Origin of the sequence: Streptomyces sp. NPDC056835 (genome assembly GCF_042789485.1) — a bacterium.
GTDB lineage: Bacteria > Actinomycetota > Actinomycetes > Streptomycetales > Streptomycetaceae > Streptomyces.
Genome location: NZ_JBHUBB010000028.1, coordinates 1 through 18,222 on the forward strand (window position 1 = coordinate 1; position 18,222 = coordinate 18,222).

16 protein-coding genes are annotated in these 18,222 nt (G+C 71.1%); 4 read left to right on the forward strand and 12 right to left on the reverse strand.

From position 1 onward, the window contains the following. Positions 1–418: 418 nt before the first annotated feature. The 6 genes from cobT to ACFRMN_RS27880 all read right to left on the reverse strand — a co-directional run bounded on the left by cobT (position 419) and on the right by ACFRMN_RS27880 (position 9,000). Complete coding sequence (cobT, locus tag ACFRMN_RS27855; protein ID WP_383024167.1) at positions 419–3,709, reverse strand: nicotinate-nucleotide--dimethylbenzimidazole phosphoribosyltransferase; 3,291 nt, start codon at positions 3,707–3,709, stop codon at positions 419–421. Between the two features lie 345 nt (positions 3,710–4,054). Beyond that, positions 4,055–5,275, reverse strand: coding sequence for a precorrin-6y C5,15-methyltransferase (decarboxylating) subunit CbiE (gene cbiE, locus ACFRMN_RS27860; RefSeq protein ID WP_383024169.1), 1,221 nt, complete (start codon positions 5,273–5,275; stop codon positions 4,055–4,057). Positions 5,276–5,448: 173 nt separating this feature from the next. Next, complete coding sequence (locus ACFRMN_RS27865) at positions 5,449–6,087, reverse strand: GNAT family N-acetyltransferase (RefSeq protein ID WP_383024172.1); 639 nt, start codon at positions 6,085–6,087, stop codon at positions 5,449–5,451. 147 nt (positions 6,088–6,234) lie between these two features. Further along, positions 6,235–7,095, reverse strand: coding sequence for a MetQ/NlpA family ABC transporter substrate-binding protein (locus tag ACFRMN_RS27870; RefSeq protein WP_383024175.1), 861 nt, complete (start codon positions 7,093–7,095; stop codon positions 6,235–6,237). Positions 7,096–7,192: 97 nt separating this feature from the next. Next, complete coding sequence (locus ACFRMN_RS27875) at positions 7,193–7,864, reverse strand: methionine ABC transporter permease (protein WP_383024177.1); 672 nt, start codon at positions 7,862–7,864, stop codon at positions 7,193–7,195. Then, a complete protein-coding gene (locus ACFRMN_RS27880; protein ID WP_383024180.1) occupies positions 7,861–9,000 on the reverse strand; it encodes a methionine ABC transporter ATP-binding protein in 1,140 nt (379 codons plus the stop codon). Before ACFRMN_RS27880 ends, ACFRMN_RS27875 begins: the two co-directional genes overlap by 4 nt. Before the next feature lie 632 nt (positions 9,001–9,632). Between ACFRMN_RS27880 and ACFRMN_RS27885 the strand changes: the two genes are divergently transcribed. Beyond that, positions 9,633–9,992, forward strand: a complete 360-nt coding sequence (locus ACFRMN_RS27885; protein ID WP_383024183.1) for a hypothetical protein — start codon at positions 9,633–9,635, stop codon at positions 9,990–9,992. Positions 9,993–9,996: 4 nt separating this feature from the next. Beyond that, positions 9,997–10,410, forward strand: coding sequence for a hypothetical protein (locus ACFRMN_RS27890; protein ID WP_383024186.1), 414 nt, complete (start codon positions 9,997–9,999; stop codon positions 10,408–10,410). Between the two features lie 116 nt (positions 10,411–10,526). On the opposite strand, the gene ACFRMN_RS27895 is transcribed toward ACFRMN_RS27890, so the two are convergent. The 3 genes from ACFRMN_RS27895 to ACFRMN_RS27905 all read right to left on the reverse strand — a co-directional run bounded on the left by ACFRMN_RS27895 (position 10,527) and on the right by ACFRMN_RS27905 (position 12,926). Next, entirely contained in the window at positions 10,527–11,033 is a 507-nt protein-coding gene (locus tag ACFRMN_RS27895; RefSeq protein ID WP_383024188.1) for a GNAT family N-acetyltransferase, read from the reverse strand. Between the two features lie 37 nt (positions 11,034–11,070). Beyond that, positions 11,071–11,634: an RNA polymerase sigma factor gene (locus ACFRMN_RS27900; protein WP_383024190.1), complete on the reverse strand. Its 564-nt coding sequence runs from the start codon at positions 11,632–11,634 to the stop codon at positions 11,071–11,073. A gap of 128 nt (positions 11,635–11,762) precedes the next feature. Further along, a complete protein-coding gene (locus ACFRMN_RS27905) occupies positions 11,763–12,926 on the reverse strand; it encodes a glycerophosphodiester phosphodiesterase (RefSeq protein WP_383024193.1) in 1,164 nt (387 codons plus the stop codon). 291 nt (positions 12,927–13,217) lie between these two features. Between ACFRMN_RS27905 and ACFRMN_RS27910 the strand changes: the two genes are divergently transcribed. Beyond that, positions 13,218–13,847, forward strand: a complete 630-nt coding sequence (locus tag ACFRMN_RS27910; protein ID WP_383024428.1) for a lysophospholipid acyltransferase family protein — start codon at positions 13,218–13,220, stop codon at positions 13,845–13,847. 88 nt (positions 13,848–13,935) lie between these two features. Here the strand turns inward: ACFRMN_RS27910 and ACFRMN_RS27915 are convergent, their stop codons facing one another. Beyond that, positions 13,936–15,477 carry an MFS transporter gene (locus ACFRMN_RS27915; protein ID WP_383024195.1) on the reverse strand — a complete coding sequence of 514 codons (1,542 nt, stop codon included), beginning with the start codon at positions 15,475–15,477 and terminating at the stop codon, positions 13,936–13,938. Beyond that, a complete protein-coding gene (locus ACFRMN_RS27920; protein WP_383024198.1) occupies positions 15,474–16,022 on the reverse strand; it encodes a TetR/AcrR family transcriptional regulator in 549 nt (182 codons plus the stop codon). Before ACFRMN_RS27920 ends, ACFRMN_RS27915 begins: the two co-directional genes overlap by 4 nt. A gap of 94 nt (positions 16,023–16,116) precedes the next feature. On the opposite strand from ACFRMN_RS27920, the gene ACFRMN_RS27925 reads away from it, so the two are divergent. Continuing rightward, entirely contained in the window at positions 16,117–16,638 is a 522-nt protein-coding gene (locus ACFRMN_RS27925) for a hypothetical protein (RefSeq protein ID WP_383024201.1), read from the forward strand. 99 nt (positions 16,639–16,737) lie between these two features. On the opposite strand, the gene argH is transcribed toward ACFRMN_RS27925, so the two are convergent. Beyond that, positions 16,738–18,165 carry an argininosuccinate lyase gene (argH, locus tag ACFRMN_RS27930; protein ID WP_383024204.1) on the reverse strand — a complete coding sequence of 476 codons (1,428 nt, stop codon included), beginning with the start codon at positions 18,163–18,165 and terminating at the stop codon, positions 16,738–16,740. Between the last annotated feature and the right edge of the window lie 57 nt (positions 18,166–18,222).

Genomic DNA, 18,222 nt, shown 5'->3' on the forward strand with positions numbered 1-18,222 from the left:
CGCCTGGTCCCGCCGCCCGGCTGGGGGTTGGGGGTGGGTGCGGGCCGGTGGGCCCCGCCACTCGCCGTCCTGGCGGGGGTGAGTGGCCGGGTGCGGGAGCGTGCCGCCGCCTCCCCCGTCCGCCCTTGCGCACGAACGCGTGGCTTGTGCGGGCAGTGAAGGGGGGCGCGCAGGGGTCGTGTCCGGGACGTAGAGCGTGATTTGTGGCGCGCGACCGCCAGTGTCCAAACGCTGGGCAACTGCGCGCCGTAAATCATGCAGTCCCGGACGCGAGCCCCGGAGCGCACCCCGGCAACAACCCGCACCCCGACCACCGGCCCCAGCCAAAGACGGCCGGACCGCACCCCCCGCCGGACGGCGCACCCCGGAAACCGGCCCCAGCCGAAACGCCGCCCGAACAACGCCTCCTGCCGGGAGGCTACTTCTCCGTTACCCCCGCCGAGTCGAACGTCGCCACCTCGTGCATCGCCCGCGCCGCGCTCTGGACCACCGGGAGCGCCAGCAGCGCGCCCGTGCCCTCGCCCAGGCGCAGGTCCAGGTCGACCAGCGGGCGCAGGCCGAGTTTGTTGAGGGCCGCGACATGGCCCGGCTCGGCGCTGCGGTGGCCCGCGATGCATGCCGCCAGCGCCTCCGGGGCGATCGCTCGGGCGACCAGCGCCGCCGCGCCGGCGCTCACGCCGTCCAGGATGACCGGCGTACGCAACGACGCGCCGCCGAGCAGGAATCCGACCAGGGCCGCGTGCTCCAGGCCGCCGATCGCCGCGAGGACGCCGATCGGGTCGGACGGGTCGGGCTGGTGGAGGTCGAGACCCCGGCGGACGACGTCGACCTTGCGGGCGTGCATCTCGTCGTTGATGCCGGTCCCCCGTCCGGTGACCTCCGCCGGGTCCTGGCCGGTGTAGACACAGATCAGCGCGGCCGAGACGGTCGTGTTGGCGATGCCCATCTCTCCGGTGAGCAGGGCCTTGTTGCCCGCGGCCACCAGATCGCGGGCCGTCTCGATTCCGGCCTCGATCGCCGCCAGGACCTCGTCGCGGCTCAGCGCGGGACCCGTCGTGAAGTCGGCCGTACCCGCGCGGACCTTGCGGGGCAGCAGGCCCGGCGTCGCCGGGAGTTCGCCCGCGACGCCCACGTCGATGACGCATACCTCCGCGCCCACCTGGGTCGCGAACGCGTTGCACACCGCGCCGCCGCCCAGGAAGTTGGCGACCATCTGGCCGGTCACCTCCTGCGGCCACGGGGTCACCCCCTGCGCGTGCACGCCGTGGTCGCCCGCGAAGATCGCGACGGCGGCCGGTTCCGGGATCGGCGGCGGGCAGAGCCGGGACAATCCGCTGAGCTGGGCGGAGATGATCTCCAGCATGCCGAGCGCGCCGGCCGGCTTGGTCATCCGCTTCTGGCGCTCCCAGGCCTCGCCCAGCGCCTTGGCGTCCAGCGGGCGGATTCCGGCGATGGTCTCCTGGAGCAGGTCGTGCGGCTCCTCGCCGGGCAGGGCGCGGCGGCCGTAGGTCTCCTCGTGGACGACCCAGGAAAGCGGCCGGCGCTTGGACCAGCCGGCCTGCATCAGCTCGGGCTCCACGGGGAACTCGTCGACGTATCCGACGCAGAGATACGCCACGACTTCGAGATGCTCGGGCAGTCCCAGCGCGCGCACCATCTCGCGCTCGTCGAAGAAGCTGACCCAGCCGACGCCGAGGCCTTCGGCGCGGGCGGCGAGCCACAGGTTCTCCACGGCGAGCGCCGAGGAGTACGGGGCCATCTGCGGCTGGGTGTGCCGGCCGAGGGTGTGCCGGCCGCCGCGCGTGGGGTCCGCGGTGACGACGATGTTCACCGGGGTGTCGAGGATGGCCTCGATCTTCAGTTCCTTGAACTGCTTGGCCCGGCCCTTGGGCAGCGCCTTGGCGTACGCGTCACGCTGACGCTGCGCCAGCTCGTGCATGGAACGCCGGGTCTCGGCGGAGCGGATGACCACGAAGTCCCAGGGCTGGGAGTGGCCCACGCTGGGCGCGGTGTGCGCGGCTTCCAGGACGCGCAGCAGGACCTCGTGCGGGATGGGGTCGGAGCGGAATCCGTTACGGATGTCCCGGCGCTCGCGCATCACACGGAGCACGGCGTCGCGTTCGGCGTCGTCGTAGCCGGACGGGGCCGCGGTGCCTTCCTGCGCGACGGGCGCGGGCTCGGGCGCGGGCTCAGCCTCCGCCTGAGGCTCGGGCTGCGCCTCGGCCTGAGGCTCGGGCTCGGATACGGGTAGGGGTACGGGTACGGGTACGGCGGCGGGCTCCGGTACGGCGGTTGCCTCCGCGAGAGGTTCCGGTGCGGCTTCGGGCCCGGGGGCCGGCTCCGGCGCCGGTTCCGGGGCTGACTCCTGGACCGGTACGGGTTCGGGCGTGGCTTCGGGGGCGGACTCCTGGACCGGCTCGGGTTCCGGCGCGGCTTCGGGCTCCGGGGCCACTACGCGTACGGGCTCCTCCGCAGGCTGTTCGATCTGCTCGGCGGCGGGAGCCGGTGCCTCCTGCGCTTCGGCCGGCTCGGCGGCCGGGCTCTCGGCCACGGGCTCGGGCCGCTGCTCGGGTTCCGGCTCGGGCTCCGGCGGTTGCTCCGCGGCGGGCGGTTCGGGGGCGATCGGCTCCGGCCGCGGTTCCGGCTCGACGGCGGCGGCCTCCGCGGGCTCCGCGGCCTCCGCGGGCTCCGGCTCAGCCGGGACGGGGACAGGTGCGGGCACGGGCTCGGCCTGGTCCTGCGGCTCCGGGACGACCGTTTCTGCCGGCGCCTCCGGCGCCACGGCCACGGCCACGGGCTCAGGCACGGCGGGCGGCGGCTCGGCCGACCACGGAGCCCCCGCCTGCGGCGGAATCTCGCTCAGCTGGGGCCCGGCCAGGACGGCGGGCTCCTCACGCGGGACGTCCAGGTACTCCGGGCCCGCGGTGGCCGGCCCCTGGGCCTGGGCGCGTACCCGGACGGCCTGTGTCGGCGCGCCCGCGGGTCCCCGGTCGGCGAGCGAACGCACCACGCCGCCCGTCGGGTCGGGCACCGGCGGGCCCATGTGCAGCGGACGGCGCACCGGTGTCTGGACAGAGGCGGGCGCGGGTACGGCCGCCGGGATACGTACGCCGGTGAGGTCGACCGAACCGGTGTCCCGGCCACCGGCCTCGTGCGCGCCCGGCTGGTGCGGTGTCCGACCGAGCCGAGGCGGGTCGGTCACCCCTTCGGCGACGGCCGGGGCTTCGGGCTCCACGGGGGCGGCCGGCTGCTCGAACTCGGCCTCCACGACCGGGGCCCGCTCCGGCTCGGCGGTGAACTCCGGCTGTGGCTGGTAGCCGTCCGGCGCCTCGGCCTGAACGTGTGCCACCGGCTCCTCGATCGGCGCCGGCTGTTGTATGGGCGGCATCTGCTGCTGGATCAGGGCCTGCTCGGGAACGGCGTATCCCTCGGGCGCCGCCGGGGCGTAGCTCTCCGGCGCGGCGGCGTACCCGTCGGGTGTGGCGTACCCCTCGGGCGCGGCATAGGCGACGGGCGCCTCGGCGGGCACCACCTGGGGGTCGTTCCAGCCGCCCTGGGCGCTCGGCATGAGCAGGAGGTCTTCGTCCTCGGTGACGGGTGCGGAGGGGTCGAGGTAGGTGTACGCGCCGGGAGCGGGGATGCCCGGCTGCTCCACCATGCCTGCGTTCTCCGGCAGTCCCTCGACCGGGATCTGGCCGGTGTCAGTCATGTGCGTACCCCTCGCCCATTGGTTCTGCTCCTTCAGCCCTTCCACCGGGGCGCCCGATCCGCGGCGCTTCCGGCGCCCGTCATGAACAACGAGCGTGGGCGCCGGGCGGCACGAAAGCCCCGCGTCGGCCCTGGTGTTTGGGCTCCCGCGGTCTTTCAGGGCCCTGGCGGTGGTATCCGCCACGGCCCGCTGTGGACTGCGCCACGTCGCGCGTCCCCCGGTTCTCGCCGTACCACATCAGGGCCCAAAACGGGCCCCTTTTCCGGACATTGACGAACGAAGTGACGAACGCCCGGCTGCTGTACAACGATCGGCCAGCCTACCCCGCGCGGCGCGGAAGCAGGGTCAGGGGCCGCTTTCCGGACGCTGTCCGGAGACAAGGAAGACGACGGAGCGTTCGCGCTCCGACCAGTCGCCGGTGTCCAGTCCGACGGACTGGAGCAGTGCGCACTCCACCTCATATCCGCCTGCCGCCAGGGCCGTTCCCACCGCCTCGGCCTCGTCCCGGGTGGCCGCGTGGGTGACGATGCGCTCGGGTCGGCGGTCGGCGCAGGCGGTGACCACATCGATACCGCCGCCGCCGATCCGTACGACATCGGGCTCGGGCAGCCGCTCCAGTACATGGGGCGCCCGCCCCTGGACGACCTGGAGCTGTACGCCCGCGCGGCGGGCGGCGGCGGCCGTGCTGGCACAGGCTCCCGGCTCGTCGTCCACGGCGATGACGGCCGCGCCGAAGCGGGCCGCCTCGGCGGCGAGCGCTCCGCTGCCGCAGCCGATGTCCCAGACGAGGTCGCCGATACGGGCACCGAGCCGGGCCAGCTGGGCGGCGCGCAGCCAGGTCGACTCGCCTTCGTCCAGCTCGACGCCGTACTCCTCGGTGGGCAGCGCCCAGCCGCGTTCGGCCGGTGGGTATCCGGGGTCGCGGCCGGCGATCCAGCCGCTGCCCGGGGAGAGCGCCGTGCCGACTCCGCCGATGACGATCACCACGTTCGGGTCGCGCCAGACATGGTCGGCGGTCTTGTCGGAGGTGAGGACGGTGACCTGTTCCCGGTCGGTGCCCAGCTCCTCGCAGATGACGAAGGTGCGGTGGACCCCGTCGAGGAGCAGCGCGAGTTCGGCGGGTCCGGCGCCCGGGGAGGTGAGGACGGCGACCTTGGTGTGCGCCCGGCAGACGTTGACGGCGCGGCGGAGCGTACGGCGGTGGGCGACGACGACCTGGGCGTCGTCCCAGGCCATCCCGGCCCGTGCGAAGGCGCCGGCCACGGCGGAGACCGCGGGGACGACTTCGACCTCAAGGCCGTGTTCCGGGGCGCGCAGGGTGCGTACGACGCCGAAGAAGCCGGGGTCGCCGTCGGCGAGGACCACGGCGCTGCCACGGTGTCCGGCGATCCGCCGGGCCGCGAGGTCTATCGAGCCGAGGCGGATGCGCTCGGCGCCGGGCGGCACCTCGGGGAGCGCCAGATGGTGGGCGGCTCCGGCCACCAGAGTGGCGGCGGAGAGCGCGGACTTGGCCGCGGCGGTGAGGGGCGAGCCGTCCCAGCCGATCACCGTGACGCGGTCGGCCATCGTCGTCAGTCTCCGTAAAGTCGTCTTGAGCGGGGCGGAAGCGGGCAGGGTGGGGGATCGCCGCCGGTGGTCGTTGATCGCGCCGCCGCACGGAGAGTTGCCCGTACGGTCGTGAGCGCACGGTGAGAGTACCTGGCCGGGTCGGCAGGCGGCCGGGCGGTGGGGGGTGGCCGTCAGTTCCAGTCGGTGAAGGACGCGTAGCCCGTCGCGTCCGCCATCTGTTCGGCGACGCCTTCAAGGTCCTCGGGCAGCAGGCTCCAGACGATCAGGTCGGTGCGGATGTCGGTCCAGCCCCCGTCCTCGGTCTGGGTGCGCGCTATCCAGGCGTTGCGCAGGACGCCCTCGCTGATGCAGCCGGTCTTCTGCGCGACCTGCTGCGAGGCGGTGTTGCCGGCGGGGGTGCGCACCTCGATGCGTTCGAACTTCTGGTCGCGGAAGAGCCACTGGGCGACCGCGAGCACCGATTCGGTGGCGTATCCCTCACCGCGCGCCCAGGGCGCGGTCACGTACGCGGCCTCGGTGGCGAGTGCGTGCCAGTTGGTGTTCCGCAGCCGTACGACGCCGACGAGCCGCTGGGTGAGGAACTCGGTGACGGCGAACGCGATCCCGCGCCCTTCCAGGCGCTCGGCGGGGGCGATTTTGCCGATCCACTCCTCGGCGTCTCTTCTCGTATACGGATGGGGCACGGAGGTCCAGGCCGTGACCATCTCGTCATTCATCATCTCGATGTGCGCCGGGATGTCCGCCGGCTCGAAGGGGCGCAGCACCAACCGCTCCGTGCTGATGGAAACGTCCGGAAAGGTGGTAGTCATGCACAGCTCCATGCCTCAGTCCGTCGTAAATGCACAGCATGCAGCATCGGGTGGGGGATGCGCATGACCGGGTCCGTACGGATGCGGAAGCCCCGTACACGACGGGCGTGTACGGGGCTCTCGCCGACAAGGACGTTACTGCGGTGACTACTTGGCCGCACCGAACGCGGGCACGACCGAGCCCTCGTAGGTGTCCTCGATGTACTTCTTCACCTCGGGCGAGTTCAGGAGCTTCGCGAGCTTCTCCACCCGCGGGTCCTTCTCGGCGCCGCGCTTGACGGCGAGGAAGTTGGCGTACGGGTTGCCGTCGGCCTTCTCCAGGGCGAGGGCGTCCTTGGCGGGCTTGAGGTCGGCCTCGATGGCGTAGTTGCCGTTGATGACGGCGGCGTCGACATCGTTCAGGGCACGGGGCAGCGTGGCGGCCTCCAGCTCCTTGAACTTCAGGCCCTTGGCGTCCTTGATGTCGGAGAGGTTGGCGTCGGAGCCCGCGCCGTCCTTCAGCGTGATCACGCCGTTGTCCGCGAGCAGCTTGAGCGCGCGGCCCTCGTTGGTGGTGTCGTTGGGGACGGCGACGCTCTGGCCGGCCTTGAGCTCCTTGAGGTCCTTGACCTTCGTGGAGTAGAGGCCAAGGGGCTCCAGCTCGACATTGACGACGGGCACGATGTCGGTGCCCTTCTTCTTGTTGAAGTCGTCCAGGTAGGGCTTGTGCTGGAAGAAGTTGGCGTCGACCTCGCCGCTCTGGGTGGCGGTGTTCGGCAGGACGTAGTCCGTGAACTCCTTGACCTCCAGTTTGAGGCCGTCCTTGTCCGCCAGGTTCTTCTTGACGAAGTTCAGGATGTCGGCGTGCGGCGTCGGGGACGCGGCGACGACGAGCGGCTTGGAGGTGTCGGCGGAGGATCCGGCGGCGGACGAGGAGCCCGGGTCGGAGGCGGTGCCGCAGGCGCTGAGGCCGAGGGTGAGAGCGGCGGTGGCGGCGGCTGCCGCGCTGAACTTGAGGGTGGTACGCACGAAAAGTGCCTCTTTCTGGTGATACGAGGGACAAGGCCCGGACAAGGAGTGCGGGCCGGGTGGTGGGATCCGAGGGGATCCGGGGGGCGGGATCCGGTCAGGTGGCGGTACGGCCGCGGCGCGCCAGCAGCCGTACGACCCCGTCGCCGATTAGCTGGACCACGGTGACGATCGCGATCAGGACCACGACCGTGGCGATCATGAAGCCGTTCTCGAAGCGCTGGAATCCATAGGTGACGGCCTTGGATCCGAGTCCTTCACCGCCGACCGCCCCGGCCATGGCCGAGTAGCCGATGAGCACGATGACGGTGGTGGTGACGGCGGACACCAGCGACGGCAGGGCCCCCGGCAGCAGCACCTTGCGGACGATGGTGGGGATCGAGCCGCCCATCGCCTGGACGGCCTCGACCAGTCCGTGGTCGACCTCGCGGATCGCCGTCTCGACGAGCCGCGCGAAGAACGGGATGGCACCGATCGCGAGCGGCACGATCATCGCGGTGGGGCCGATGAAGGTGCCGACGACCAGAGTGGTGAACGGGATCAGCGCGATCAGCAGGATCATGAACGGCAGCGAGCGGCCGATGTTCACGATCACCCCGACGGCCTTGTTGACCACGGCGTTCTGGAGCAGTCCGCCCTTGTCGGTGAGGACCAGCAGGATGCCGAGGGGCAGTCCGCCGGCGAGGGTGACGAGCGCGGACCACAGCACCATATAGAGGGTGTCGATGGTCCCCTGGAACAGCAGTGGCTGCATCTGCGACCAGGTCACTTGGCATCTTCCTTCACAAGTGCGGGGCTCTGCGCGGGGACGGTGGCTTCTGTGTCCGTGCCTGTGCCCGTGTCCGTGTCCGCGTCTGTACCCGTGTCCGTGTCCGTGTCCGTGTCCGTGTCCGCGTCGTCCACGACCTCGGCCTGGAGACCCTGCTCGCGCAGGAAACCGATCGGTACGACGTTGTCCTCGTAGGCGCCGGGCAGTTCGATCCGCATCCGGCCGATCTGCCGGCCGCCGACGGTGTCCATCGCCGCGCCCAGGATCGATATGTCGATGTTGTAGGTCCTGGCGAGCTGTGAGATCACCGGCTGGGTCGCGGCGGCGCCGTGGAAGGTGACGTCGAGGACCGTACGACCGGGGCCCGAGGCCGTACCGCCCACCGGGAACAGCTCCTGTGCCAGCTGGGATCCGGGGGTGGCGAGCAGTTCGCCGACCGTGCCCGACTCGACGATCCGGCCCGTGCGCATCAGTGCCGCCGAGTCGCAGATCGTCTTCACGACCTCCATCTCGTGCGTGATGAGCAGCACCGTCAGTCCGAGCTGCCGGTTGAGGTCACGCAGCAGCTGGAGGATCGAGCGGGTGGTCTCCGGGTCGAGGGCGCTCGTCGCCTCGTCGGAGAGCAGCACCTTGGGGTTGCCCGCCAGCGCGCGGGCGATTCCGACGCGCTGCTTCTGGCCTCCGGAGAGCTGGGCCGGATACGCCTTGGCCTTGTCGGCGAGACCGACCAGGTCCAGCAGTTCCAGGGCGCGGCGCGTACGTTCCCGGCCCGCCACGCCAAGGATCTCCAGCGGCAGTTCGACATTGTCCTTGACCGTGCGGGAGGACAGCAGATTGAAGTGCTGGAAGACCATGCCGATCGAACTGCGCGCCCGGCGCAGCTCCTTGCCCGCCCGCCGGCCGCGGCCGGCGAGTGCGGTGAGGTCCTGGCCGTTGACGGTGACCGTGCCGGAGGTGGGGCGTTCGAGGAGGTTGACGCAGCGGATGAGCGAGGACTTCCCGGCGCCGCTCTGTCCCACGACCCCGAAGACCTCGCCCTCGCGGACACGCAGGTCGACGCCGTCGAGCGCGGTGACTTCGCGGCCGCGCGACTGGGGGGACCGGTAGATCTTCGTCAGGCCCGTAGTAGTGATCACAGGGGTTTCCATCACTGTCGAGTGCGCGGCGAGGGGTCCGCCGGGCACGGGGCATTCGTCATTTCCGGATTTCCGGCATGGCACGCTGACGCGGTGGGTGACCGGGAGGCGGCGCACGCGGGGCAGGCACGATGCGACGGCCGGCCTTCGGGCCATGGCGCTCATGACCTTCACGGAGGACGGACGCGGCTCGGCTGTCGGGTCTCGCTTCGGGGCGCGAGGCTCAGGCAGGGGCCCTCAGTTGGCGCACATTCGACACAGACAACGAGCACCGGGCGTGTGGTTCGCCTCGGTCGCGGGGACGCGGTAGCTCGTTGTGGTCATGCGGTAAGTAAAACAGACGTGAGTACGGATGCCGGGGGGTTGTCCGTATAGCGGACGTCTCCATCGCGGCATACGGACACCCCGCCGAGGTCCAGGACAGTCGGTGGTGGCGGCCATCAGTCGGTACGTGCGCCCGCCATACCGGCCGTGACCTGCGCGGATATCACGGAGAAGGGAAGGACGGCGCCGGCCGGGGCCCGCTCGGAGCGGTCGCACGCTGTGGTCAAGGCCACGGTCCCGGGGCTCGTCCGCTCCGGCCTCGCGGGGGCGCGCGCGGCGGGCCTTTCGCCCCGTAATACGCTCGGCCCATGCTTGTCGCCCTGACGGTCACGGTCTCCGTGGCCGCGCTCGCCCTCGCCGCCTGGTGCGGCTTCGCCGCCTACCGCGACCAGCCCACCAAGGACTGGCACTTCATCGGCATGGCCGTGGTGTCGGTGCTCGCGCTGGCGCAGCTGGTGGTGGGGATCGTGCGGTTGGCGCGCGGTGAGCAGGCCGACGAGGGCTCGGTGATCTTCGTCTCGTATCTGCTGGGCGCGCTGTTCGCGGTCCCCGCGGCCGGGTTCCTGTCGCTGAGCGAGCGGACCCGCTGGGGTTCGGTCACGGTCGCCGCCGGAGCGGTCGTCCTGGCCGTGCTGGAAGTACGGCTCCATGACATCTGGGAAGGCTGACGACATGACCACCGAAGGCGCCGACGGGACACCGGTCCGGCTGGTCCGGGGTCCTGGGCTGCTGCTGGTCTGGCTGTACGGCGTGATGTCGGTCGGCGCGGTTTCCCGGTCCGCCTATCAGATCGCCACGGAATTCGACCACGCGCCGCTGGCCTATACGCTCTCCGCCGTCGCCGCCGTGGTCTACGCGTTCATCACCTACACGCTGGTGCGCGGCGGGGAGACGGCGCGCAAAGCCGCTCTGTTCTGCTGCGCCGCGGAGCTCGTGGGCGTCCTGACCATCGGGACGTGGACGCTGGCCGATCCGTCGGCCTTCCCGGACGCCACGGTCTGGTCCGACTACGGAATGGGCTATCTCTTCATTCCGGTGCTGCTGCCGGTCACCGGCATTCTCTGGCTGCGCACGGCGCGGCGGTAGGCCACCGCACGGCCGCCTGCGCCGGTGATCGAGCCGGGTGATCGAGAAGCGGAACCCCCTTCGTACCCCTGAGGCTGTGCCCCTGGGGTCGCGCCGCCGGGGATTCCGCCCTCACGTCAGGCGCTGGCGACGTACGCCCCGACGCCCGCGGCTTCCTTCTCCAGGGTGACGAGTCTCAGCCGGGGGCCCGCCTGCTCCGTCGACACCGGGGCGTAGCCGCGGCTGCGGTACAGCCGCAGATTGCCCTCGCTGCGGTGGCCGGTGAAGAGCTGGAAGCGCTGGGCGGCGGGCTGTCCCGCGAAATGCGTCTCGATGGCGTCGAGCAGCCGTCCGCCGAGGCCGTGGCGCCGCATCCGGGGATGGACGATGAGCTTGGCTATCCGGGCGGTGCCCGTCGCGTCGATACTGCCGCGCACGGACGCCACCACTTCGTCGCCGAGCCTGGCCACCAGGCCGTGGCCCTGGGCGAGTTCGGCCCTCAGGTCGTCGAGCGTCTGGGTCAGGGGCTCGATGGTGTAGTCGCCGTACAGCTCGGCCTCGTTCTGGTAGCACAGGTACTGCAGCTTCAGGATCTGTTCAGCGTCCTGCGCGCTCGCCGCTGAGATGGTCACGCTCATGCCCATGTGTGCATGCCTCCCGCTCACTTGGTCCGCCGGTGGTCTATCGCTCCTTTCCCCCGAGTTCAGGAGCCGCAACCTCGGCGGCCAGCATTCTGCGCAGGCATCCCAGGCATCTGGAACGTAACGGTCCCAAACTGCCCTGTGACATACCCAACTCCCCCGCGATCTCGCGGTAGGTGAGGTCTTCCGGCGACAGCATCGCGGTCAGGACCAGCGGACAGCGGCCGGGGGTGCGGCCGACCGCCGCGCGGAGCGTCCGCGTCCGGTCGGTGCGCAGCGCGGCGCGCTCGGGGTCGGAGTCGGGCGCGGCGACGGGTTCGTAGCGGTACGGCAGTTCGCGGGCGGCGGTGCGCCGGGCGCGGCGGGCCTCGGCCCGTACGACATCCCGTACCCGGCGCGCGGGGTCGCCCGGCCAGGGTTCGGCGGTCGGCCCTTCCAGCAGCCGTACCCAGGCGGCCTGTTCGAGGTCCCCCGGCTCGGCCCCGGCCCCCGGCGCCTCCGCCGCCGCCTCCGCGCGCACCAGCGGGAGCAGCGCGTGGACGAGAGCCGCCGAAGACCGCGCGGACTCCGAAGGGCGGACGGCCGCCGGCGGGCGGTGCGCCATGGGCTGGGGCGGTCGGGAAGCGGGGAGGGGCCGGGTGGGCCGGACTGATGTCATGCCCGCCGTGACGTCCACGCGACGACGGGCGGTTGCTCCCCGGCCGGGCGGTCACCCGACCGGGGCACAAGCGGTCAGCGGCTGACGAAGTCCGCCCGCGCCAGCAGACCGGTGTCCGGGTTGTCGGTGAAGATGCCGTCGATGCCCTGCTCGAAGTAGGCCCGGAAGGCGCCGAAGGCGTCGCCGTACGCGTTCGGGTCCGTACCGCGCCGGAAGTCGGCCGGCAGGAACGCGTTCTCGTCGCGCAGCGTGTACGGGTGGAGGATCAGCCCCTTCGCGTGCGCGTCCCGTACCAGCGTGGTGGGCGTACCCAGCTTGCCCGTGGCGTCCTTCGGGATGATCAGGTCGAGGGTCGGGCCGATGCCCTGCGCGTAGGACGCGATCCACTTCAGGCCCTCGGGCTTGACCAGATCGGCGACCGTACGCGGGTCGCCCGCGACCTTGAAGTCCCACGGGCGGGTGCCCGCGGCGTCGAGCAGGACGACGCGCGGCGAGGAGACCAGCTTGGCCAGTCGCTGGATGCTGCTCGGCTCGAAGGACTGGAGGAAGATCGCGGAGTCCTTGCGGTCGCGCCCGTAGCGGCGCAGCAGCTTCGCGAGGGGCTCCTCCAGGCCGAGGCCGAGACCGCGGAAGTAGGTGGGGTGCTTGGTCTCGGTGTACAGCCAGATCTTGCGGCCGAGGCGGCGGCCCTGCTCGTCCGCCCAGCGCAGCACCTCTTCGAAGGTGGGGATCTCCCAGCGGCCGTCGTAGAGGGTGTTGCGCTGCCGGACGCCGGGGATGCGCTCCTTGGCGCGCAGCGTCTTCAGCTCGGCGAGCGTGAAGTCCTCGGTGAACCAGCCGGTGAGGCTGACGCCGTCGACGCTCTTGGTGGTCTTGCGGCCCGCGAACTCCGGGTGGTCCGCGACATCGGTCGTGGCCGTGATGTCGTTCTCGTGACGGCACACCAGATGGCCGTCCTTGGTGGGCACCAGGTCCTGCTCGATCACATGCGCGCCGAGGTCGAGGGCCAGCTGGTACGAGCCGAGGGTGTGCTCGGGACGGTAGCCGCTGGCTCCGCGGTGGCCGATGATCGTGGGTACGGGCAGCGCCGGCTTCGCCGGTCCGTGGCCGCCCCGCCCGGCTTCAACGGCGCGCTCGGCCGCCTGCGCCGAGGCGGGCAGCGCCACGGCCGCCGAGCCGAGTACCGCCGCACCCAGTACGGTCCGCCGTCCGGGCGTATTCCGCGCACCCTGTGTCATGAACGCTCCTCGATGTGATGTCCCGCACCTGTCAACGTCTGCCAAACGAGGGCCGAGCGTAGGCGGCCACGCCTTCCGTACGGGAGACCCTGGGCGAACGTGGCGAAAACTCACGTCAACGGCGCGTATCCGGTCGATGAACTCGATGTGCGCTCGTGTGGAGTTGCGAGTACCGTCCTCACCTGCAGAGATTTAGAGGTGGCCGCCAGGCCGGCCGTCCAACGACTTCGCACGACACCGGAGGACCCGTTGTCCCGCTTCGCGCTCATCAAGGCAGCGCTCGGACCGATCATGCGCCTGATGTTCCGCACCCGTGTGGAAGGCGCCGAGAACATTCCGGGGAGCGGGCCGGTGATCCTCGCCGGCAACCATCTCACCTTCATCGACTCGATGATCCTGCCGCTGGTCTGTGACCGTCAGGTCTTCTTCATCGGCAAGGACGAGTACGTCACGGGCAAGGGCCTCAAGGGCAGGCTGATGGCCTGGTTCTTCACCGGCGTGGGCATGATCCCGGTGGACCGCGACGGCGGCCGGGGCGGGGTGGCGGCGCTCATGACGGGCCGTCGGATCCTGGAGGAGGGCAATGTCTTCGGTATCTATCCGGAGGGCACCCGCTCCCCCGACGGCCGGCTGTACCGCGGCCGTACGGGCATCGCGCGGCTGACGCTGATGACGGGCGCGCCGGTGGTGCCCTTCGCGATGATCGGTACGGACAAGCTCCAGCCGAACGGTTCGGGCATGCCCAGGACCGGCAAGGTGACCGTGCGCTTCGGCAAGCCGATGGAGTTCTCCCGGTACGAGGGCATGGACCGCGACCGCTATGTGCTGCGGGCGGTGACGGACTCGGTGATGACCGAGGTCATGGAGCTGTCCGGGCAGGAGTACGTGGACATGTACGCCACGAAGGCGAAGGCGGCGTAACCCGTCGTGGCCGGCGCGGCGGGAGAACTCACCCGCCGCGTCCGACGCGCCCGACACGCCGTCAGTGCCCGGGGCACCGTCAGCGCCGTCAGTGCTCCACACCCTCCTCCAGCTTCTGGCCGCGCAGCAGGAACCAGGCCGCCACCGACGTCGCCAGCAGCACCGCCGCGCCCGCCCCGGCGGCGAGGCGCAGACCGTCCACGAACGACTCCTGCGCGGCCGCCACCAGAGCGGCCCCGGAGTGCCCGGGGAGTCCGGTGGCGGCCTCCACCGCGCCGCCCAGGGATTCGTGCGCGGCCGAGGCCACATCGGCCGGGACACCGGACGGGGTGGGGAAGCCCCGGTAGACGCCGGTGACGATCGAGCCGAGCAGCGCGATACCGAGCGCCGCGCCCAGTTCGTACGCCGTCTCCGACACCGCGGAGGCCGAACCGGCGTGTTCCTTGGGGACGCTGGAGAGGATCACATCGGCGGTGACGGTGAAGGAGAAGCCCGCGCCCACGCCGACGATCAGCAGAACGGCGCCGAGGAGCGGATAGCCGGTGGACTGGCTGATCGTGACCAGCGCCGCGAGGGACAGACCGATCGCCGCGAGCCCGCCGGCCACCACGGACCGTACGGAGTAACGGCGTGCGACGCTTCCCGCGAGGAGTCCCGCCGCCACCGCGCCGACGGCCGCGGGCAGTTCGGCCAGCCCCGCTTCCAGCGGCCGGCGGCCCTGCACCAGCTGCAGATACTGCGACAGGAAGAAGACCAGTCCGGAGAGGCCGAGGATGGTCAGCAGGTCGGCCAGTACCGCGCCGGAGAAGCCCCGGTGGTGGAAGAGCCGCATGTCGAGCAGCGGGGCGGGCAGCGTGAGCTGGCGCCGTACGAACCAGTGGATCGCGCCCACGCCCAGCAGGCCCACGACGACGACGTTCCAGGCGAGGCCGTGCGTGGCGCCTTCCTTGATCGCGTAGACGACGCTCACGATGCCGGCCAGGGAGAGCAGCACACTGGTCAGGTCCCACGGGCCCGGCGCGGGGTTCTTCGACTCGGGCAGCATCTTGACACCGACGATCACCAGGACGGCCATCACGGGCAGATTGATCAGGAAGACCGAGCCCCACCAGAAGTGCTCCAGCAGGAAACCGCCGACGACCGGACCGACCGCCGCGCCCGCGGAGGCCATCGCGCCCCAGATGCCGATGGCGACGCTGCGCTCCTTGGGGTCGTGGAAGATATTGCGGATCAGGGCGAGGGTGGCGGGCATCAGCGTCGCGCCCGCGACCCCCAGCAGTGCCCTCGCCACGATCATCATTTCCGGAGTGGTCGCGTAGGCGTTGAGTACGGAGACCCCGCCGAAGGCGACCGCACCCGTCAGCAGCAGCTTCTTGCGGCCGATCCGGTCGCCGAGGCTGCCCATGGAGACCAGCAGACCGGCGATGACGAAGGAGTAGATGTCGCCGATCCAGAGGAGCTGGGTACCGGTCGGCTTCAGGTCCTCGCTGAGGAACGGGGTGGCGAGGCCAAGCACGGTGGCGTCGACGGCCACCAGAAGCACGGCCAGGACCAGCACGGCGAGCGCGATCCAGCGCCCGGGACGGGGCGTCTGCTCGCTCTCCGTCACGGCGAGATGGCTGCTGGTCATGGCTTCACACTCCGTCGTGCTCCGCCGAGCAGCAACTCGGCGATCATGTACTGGAAATCCTTGGGTGCGGCGCGACCGTCCTGGACGGTCCAGGCACCGGCGCTGATCAGTCCGTAGAGGGCGTCCGTCAGCCAGGCGTGGCTGAGGTCGATCCGGAACACGCCCTCCTCCTGTCCCCGCCGGAAGAGCGCGGAGACCCTGGCGTCGGTGCGGTTCCAGCCGTCGTAGACATCGCCCTCGAAGAGCTGGTTCTCGGTGAGGAGGAAGGCGAGCAGTCCGGCGGAGGGCTCGACACGGGCGATGAGCCGCCGCAGCGCCTCGTCCGCCGGGCCCTCGTCCAGCCGAGCGGCGTCGAGGGCCGTCTCCAGCTCCTTGAGGCCCAGCTCCTCCAGCGCCTTGATCAGCGCGTCCCGCCCGGCGAAATGCCGGTGCAGCGTCGCTCGCCCTATCCCCACGGACCGGGCGACCTCGTCCATGGTGGCGGTTGCCCTGCGGGTGAGAAGGGCGGCGGCGGTGCGCAGCACCTGTTCACGATCGACCGTCATGAGACGACCATAACCCACATGAGACAGCAATGTCTCATTCAATACAACGCCGAACCACTACCCAGAAGGGACGAACCCGCGTATGAAGTCGCGTATGGACTCGCGTACGAAGCCACTGCTGCTGATCGATGTCGACGGTCCGCTGAACCCGTATCTCGCCCTCACGGCCGAGCGTGCGCCGGAGGGATACGTCAAACACTGGATGCGGCCCTCGGGCTGGCCCGCGGATCAGCCGCTGCCCGTGCTGCTCAACCCGGAGCACGGGGTGGAGCTGCTGGCGCTCGCCGACCGGTACGAGCTGGTCTGGGCCACCACGTGGGAGGACGACGCCAATGAGTGGATCGGGCCGGTGCTCGGACTGCCGGAGCTGCCGTACGTCGAGTGGTCGGGCGCGGAGCGGAAGGGCCCTCGCGGGACGTTCTGGAAGACCCCGTACGTACTGGAGTACGCGGCCGGACGGCCCTTCGCCTGGGTGGACGACGAGGTCACCTCGTACGACCGCGAGTGGACGGGGCAACGCCACCTCGCCGCCGCCCTGTTGATGTGTATCGATCCCGGGATCGGGCTGATCCGTCCGGACTTCGACGCGCTCGCGGAGTGGGCGGCGGCGCTGTAGCGGCCAGGTGCCGGGGCTCCGGGAAATCCGGCTGCTTCTCGGCGATGGTCACTTCTTGGCGGTGGTTACTTCTCGGCGGTGATCACTTCTCGGCGGTGGTCACTTCTTGGCGCCGGCCCAGGCGTGCTGTATCACCAGATCGGCCTTGACCTCGGAGAGCTGGACGGCGACGGCCGACGGGGCCGTACCGCCCCGGCCGTTGCGGGAGGCCAGCGAGCCCGGCACATTGAGCACCGTCCGCACCTCGGGGGTGAGGTGCGCGGAGATCTTCGCGAACTGCTCGTCCGTGAGGTCGGCCAGCTCGACACCGAGCGTCTCGCACTCCTTGACGCACTCCCCCGCGACCTCGTGTGCCACCCGGAACGGCACGCCCTGCCTGACCAGCCACTCGGCGATGTCCGTGGCGAGCGAGAAGCCGGCCGGTGCCAGCTCCGTCATCCGCTCCCGGTTGACGGTCAGGGTCGCCATCATGCCCGTGAAGGCCGGCAGCAGGACCTCCAGCTGGTCGCAGGAGTCGAAGACCGGCTCCTTGTCCTCCTGGAGATCGCGGTTGTACGCGAGCGGCAGCGCCTTCAGCGTGGCCAGCAGCCCGGTCAGATTGCCGATCAGCCGGCCGGACTTGCCGCGCGCGAGCTCGGCGATGTCCGGGTTCTTCTTCTGCGGCATGATCGAGGAGCCGGTGGAGAAGGCGTCGTGGAGGGTGACGAAGGAGAACTCCTTCGTGTTCCACAGAATGATCTCCTCCGCGATCCGCGACAGATTGACGCCGATCATCGCGGTGACGAAGGCGAACTCGGCGACGAAGTCACGGGAGGCCGTGCCGTCGATCGAATTCCCGACCGAGCCGCGCTCGAAGCCGAGGTCGGCGGCGACCGCCTCCGGGTCGAGCCCGAGCGAGGACCCCGCCAGCGCGCCGGAGCCGTACGGGGAGACCGCCGTGCGCTTGTCCCACTGCCGCAGCCGCTCCGCGTCCCGGGACAGCGACTGCGTGTGCGCCAGCACATGGTGGGCGAAGAGGACGGGCTGGGCGTGCTGGAGATGCGTACGGCCGGGCATCGCGACCTCGGGGTGCGCCTCGGCGAGCCCGACCAGCGCGTCCTGGAGGTCCGCGATCAGTCCGCCGATGATCCGGGCGTGGTCGCGGAGGTACATCCGGAAGAGCGTGGCGATCTGGTCGTTACGGGACCGCCCGGCGCGCAGCTTGCCGCCGAGGTCGGCGCCGAGCCGCTCCAGCAGGCCGCGCTCCAGCGCGGTGTGGACGTCCTCGTCGGCGACCGTGCCCGTGAACGAGCCGTCGGCGACATCGGCCTCCAGCTGGTCGAGACCGGCCAGCATGCGGGTCAGCTCGTCGGCGGTGAGCAGCCCGGCCTTGTGCAGCACGCGGGCGTGGGCGCGGGAGCCGGCGATGTCGTAGGGCGCGAGCCGCCAGTCGAAGTGGACGGAGGCGGACAGGGCCGCCAGCGCCTCCGACGGACCGTCGGCGAACCGAGCACCCCAGAGCCGGACATCACCGTTACTGCTGCTCACTGCTGCTCCTCAGAAGGGATCGGGAAGTACGACCGCCTCCCCGCCGCGGAGGAACGG

Coding starts and splice junctions, on each gene's coding strand:
- cobT (WP_383024167.1), bottom strand. CDS start 3,709: ATGACTGACACCGGCCAGATCCCGGTCGAGGGACTGCCGGAGAACGCA.
- cbiE (WP_383024169.1), bottom strand. CDS start 5,275: ATGGCCGACCGCGTCACGGTGATCGGCTGGGACGGCTCGCCCCTCACC.
- ACFRMN_RS27865 (WP_383024172.1), bottom strand. CDS start 6,087: ATGACTACCACCTTTCCGGACGTTTCCATCAGCACGGAGCGGTTGGTG.
- ACFRMN_RS27885 (WP_383024183.1), top strand. CDS start 9,633: ATGCTTGTCGCCCTGACGGTCACGGTCTCCGTGGCCGCGCTCGCCCTC.
- ACFRMN_RS27890 (WP_383024186.1), top strand. CDS start 9,997: ATGACCACCGAAGGCGCCGACGGGACACCGGTCCGGCTGGTCCGGGGT.
- ACFRMN_RS27895 (WP_383024188.1), bottom strand. CDS start 11,033: ATGGGCATGAGCGTGACCATCTCAGCGGCGAGCGCGCAGGACGCTGAA.
- ACFRMN_RS27900 (WP_383024190.1), bottom strand. CDS start 11,634: ATGGCGCACCGCCCGCCGGCGGCCGTCCGCCCTTCGGAGTCCGCGCGG.
- ACFRMN_RS27905 (WP_383024193.1), bottom strand. CDS start 12,926: ATGACACAGGGTGCGCGGAATACGCCCGGACGGCGGACCGTACTGGGT.
- ACFRMN_RS27910 (WP_383024428.1), top strand. CDS start 13,218: ATGCGCCTGATGTTCCGCACCCGTGTGGAAGGCGCCGAGAACATTCCG.
- ACFRMN_RS27915 (WP_383024195.1), bottom strand. CDS start 15,477: ATGACCAGCAGCCATCTCGCCGTGACGGAGAGCGAGCAGACGCCCCGT.
- ACFRMN_RS27920 (WP_383024198.1), bottom strand. CDS start 16,022: ATGACGGTCGATCGTGAACAGGTGCTGCGCACCGCCGCCGCCCTTCTC.
- ACFRMN_RS27925 (WP_383024201.1), top strand. CDS start 16,117: ATGGACTCGCGTACGAAGCCACTGCTGCTGATCGATGTCGACGGTCCG.